Source organism: Rhizobium sp. BK112 (genome assembly GCF_014193215.1).
Taxonomy (GTDB): Bacteria; Pseudomonadota; Alphaproteobacteria; order Rhizobiales; family Rhizobiaceae; genus Rhizobium; species Rhizobium anhuiense.
Genome location: NZ_JACHYZ010000039.1, coordinates 1 through 3,085 on the forward strand (window position 1 = coordinate 1; position 3,085 = coordinate 3,085).

At 65.6% G+C, this 3,085-nt stretch carries 3 protein-coding genes and 1 pseudogene; all 4 read left to right on the forward strand.

The genetic code is table 11. The features are described from left to right. Positions 1–158: pseudogene (locus FHT75_RS36220) on the forward strand (c-type cytochrome biogenesis protein CcmI); the annotation flags it as partial. Beyond that, the gene (gene ccmE, locus FHT75_RS35590) at positions 155–652 is read left to right on the forward strand and encodes a cytochrome c maturation protein CcmE (RefSeq protein ID WP_132573988.1); all 498 of its coding nucleotides are present in this window, start codon (positions 155–157) and stop codon (positions 650–652) included. The pseudogene FHT75_RS36220 and the gene ccmE, both read left to right, overlap by 4 nt. After that, positions 649–2,643, forward strand: a complete 1,995-nt coding sequence (locus FHT75_RS35595; protein WP_183845824.1) for a heme lyase CcmF/NrfE family subunit — start codon at positions 649–651, stop codon at positions 2,641–2,643. Before ccmE ends, FHT75_RS35595 begins: the two co-directional genes overlap by 4 nt. Next, positions 2,640–3,085 (forward strand): cytochrome c-type biogenesis protein CcmH (locus FHT75_RS35600; RefSeq protein WP_183845823.1); only part of this gene is annotated, 446 nt, incomplete at its 3' end. The genes FHT75_RS35595 and FHT75_RS35600, both read left to right, overlap by 4 nt.

A 3,085-nucleotide genomic window follows, 5' to 3' on the forward strand; every position in this document is an offset into this window, starting at 1 on the left:
GGCTCGTCCGCTCTTACGCCGTATTGAACGATAGGGATCGTGCTGCCGGCGCGCTGAAGCGCGGGCTTGCGGCCTTTCCGCCGGCCGGCGAGCAGGGCCGGCAATTGCTGGCGCTTGCCCGGGAACTCGGCATAGCAACAGAAGGAATGGCGCAATGACGCGCAAGCAGAAGCGCCTGGGGGTGATCGCCGGCGGCATGGGCTTCATTGCCGCCGCCGTGCTGCTGGTGATGTTCGCCTTCAGCCAGTCGGTCGCCTATTTCTACATGCCGGCCGATCTGGCGAAGACGCCGGTGGCGCCGCAAACCCGCATCCGGCTCGGCGGCCTGGTCGGCGAGGGCAGCGTCGTGCGCGGCACCGGCTCGACGGTGGAATTTGCCGTCACCGACGCCAGCGCCAATGCCGTGAAGGTGAGATATACCGGCATCCTTCCCGATCTCTTCCGCGAGGGCCAGGGCGTCGTCACCGAAGGCATGTTTACGCCGGGAACGAATGTCTTCGTCGCCGATACCGTGCTGGCCAAGCATGACGAGACCTATATGCCGAAGGATGTGGCCGACCGGCTCAAATCCCAGGGGCTGTGGAAGGAAGGGCAAGGCGAGGACGTTCCGGGCAAGCAAGCTCAGGGCCAGGAAGTGAAGGCGACGCCATGATCATCGAGATCGGCCATTACGCGCTGGTGCTGGCGCTGGCCACGGCGCTCATCCTCTCCATCGTGCCGGTGATCGGCGCCCGTCGTCACGACCGGGCGATGATGGATGTGGCGACGATCGGCTCGCTGGCGATGTTCTCGCTGGTGGCCTTCGCCTTCGGCGTGCTGACCTATGCCCATGTCGTCTCGGATTTCTCGGTCGAGAACGTCTGGGAGAATTCGCATTCGCTGGTGCCGCTGATCTATAAATATTCCGGCGTCTGGGGCAATCACGAGGGATCGATGATGCTCTGGCTGCTGATCCTGACGCTGTTCAGCGCGCTGGTCGCCGTCTTCGGGCGCAATCTGCCGGAGACGCTGAAGGCCAATGTGCTTTCCGTGCAGGCCTGGATCTCGGTCGCCTTCACGCTGTTCATTCTTCTGACCTCCAATCCCTTCCTGCGGCTCGATCCGGCGCCGGCCGAGGGCCGCGATCTCAATCCGGTCCTGCAGGATATCGGTCTCGCCATCCACCCGCCGCTGCTTTATCTCGGTTATGTCGGCTTCTCCGTCTGTTTCTCCTTTGCCGTCGCGGCCCTTCTGGAAGGCCGCATCGACGCGGCCTGGGCGCGCTGGGTGCGGCCCTGGACGCTGGCCGCCTGGACCTTTCTGACGCTCGGCATCGCCATGGGCTCCTACTGGGCCTATTACGAACTCGGCTGGGGCGGCTGGTGGTTCTGGGACCCGGTGGAAAACGCCTCCTTCATGCCGTGGCTGGCCGGCACCGCCCTGCTGCATTCGGCGCTTGTCATGGAAAAGCGCGAGGCGCTGAAGATCTGGACGGTGCTGCTTGCCATCCTCACCTTCTCGCTGTCGCTGATGGGCACCTTCCTGGTGCGCTCCGGCGTGCTGACCTCGGTGCATGCCTTTGCCAGCGATCCCACCCGCGGCGTCTTCATTCTCTGCATCCTGCTGATCTTCATCGGCGGAGCGCTGTCGCTGTTTGCCTTCCGCGCGCCGCGGCTCGCTGCCGGCGGGCTGTTTGCGCCGATCTCGCGCGAGGGTGCGCTCGTCGTCAACAATCTGATCCTGACGGTCGCCTGCGGCACGGTGCTGACAGGCACGCTCTATCCGCTGCTGCTGGAAACGCTGACCGGCGACAAGATCTCCGTCGGACCGCCCTTCTTCAACCTGACCTTCGGCCTGCTGATGGCGCCGCTGATCGTCATCGTGCCCTTTGGGCCGATGCTTTCCTGGAAGCGCGGCGATCTGCTCGGCGCCCTGCAGCGGCTCTATGTCGTCGCGGCTATCGCCTTCCTGGCCGCGGTGGTCTTCTTCTATGTCCAACATGGCGGACCGGTGCTGTCAGTGCTCGGGCTGGCGGCCGGCCTGTTCCTCATCCTCGGCGCCATCGCCGATCTCTGGTATCGCGCCGGAATCGGCAAGGTTTCCGCCAGTGTCGCCTGGCGCCGGCTTTCCGGCCTGCCGCGTTCGGCCTTCGGCACCGCCCTTGCCCATGCCGGGCTCGGCGTCACCGTGCTCGGCATCGTCGCGGTCACGACCTTCCAGAGCGAATACGTCATCGAGATGAAGCCCGGCGCGATCACCGAGGCCGGCGGTTACAGCCTGCATTTCGACGGCATGCAGCCGGCGACCGGGCCGAACTATACCGAGGAGCGCGGCCACTTCACCATCCGGCGCGCCGGTGTCGCGGTGGCCGATACCTGGTCGGCCAAGCGTCTTTACACCGCCCGGCAGATGCCGACGACGGAGGCCGGCATCCTGACCTTCGGGCTCAGCCAGCTCTATGTCTCGCTCGGCGACGCCACCAAGGACGGCGGCATCGTCGTGCGCATCTGGTGGAAGCCGTTCATTCTCTGCATCTGGGGCGGAACGGTGATCATGGCCTTCGGCGGCCTCGTCTCGCTCACCGACCGCCGCCTGCGCGTCGGCGCCCCGCGTAGGAAGGCGAAAGCCGCGAAGCCTGCTGCTGCAATGGAGCCGGCGGAATGATGCGGCGTCTCTTGCTGGCTTTCGCTTTGCTGCTGATGGCGGCCCCCGCCTTTGCCGTCAATCCGGACGAGGTGCTGGCCGATCCGGCGCTCGAGGCGCGGGCCCGCGCCCTGTCGGCGGAACTGCGCTGCATGGTCTGCCAGAACCAGTCGATCGACGATTCCAATGCCGATCTGGCCAAGGATCTGCGCCTGCTGGTGCGCGAGCGCATCAGCGATGGCGACAGCGACGAGGCGGTGCTGAACTATATCGTCTCGCGCTATGGCGAGTTCGTGCTGCTGAAGCCGCGTATCGGCATGAAGACGGTGCTGCTCTGGGGCGCGCCGGTGCTGCTGGTGACCCTCGGCGGGCTGTCATTGCTGGTCTTTGCGCGCAACAGGGCCGGCAAGCCGACCGGCAGCAAGCTGACAGCCGACGAACAGGCGAAGCTGAGCGAGCTTCT

Coding starts and splice junctions, on each gene's coding strand:
- ccmE (WP_132573988.1), top strand. CDS start 155: ATGACGCGCAAGCAGAAGCGCCTGGGGGTGATCGCCGGCGGCATGGGC.
- FHT75_RS35595 (WP_183845824.1), top strand. CDS start 649: ATGATCATCGAGATCGGCCATTACGCGCTGGTGCTGGCGCTGGCCACG.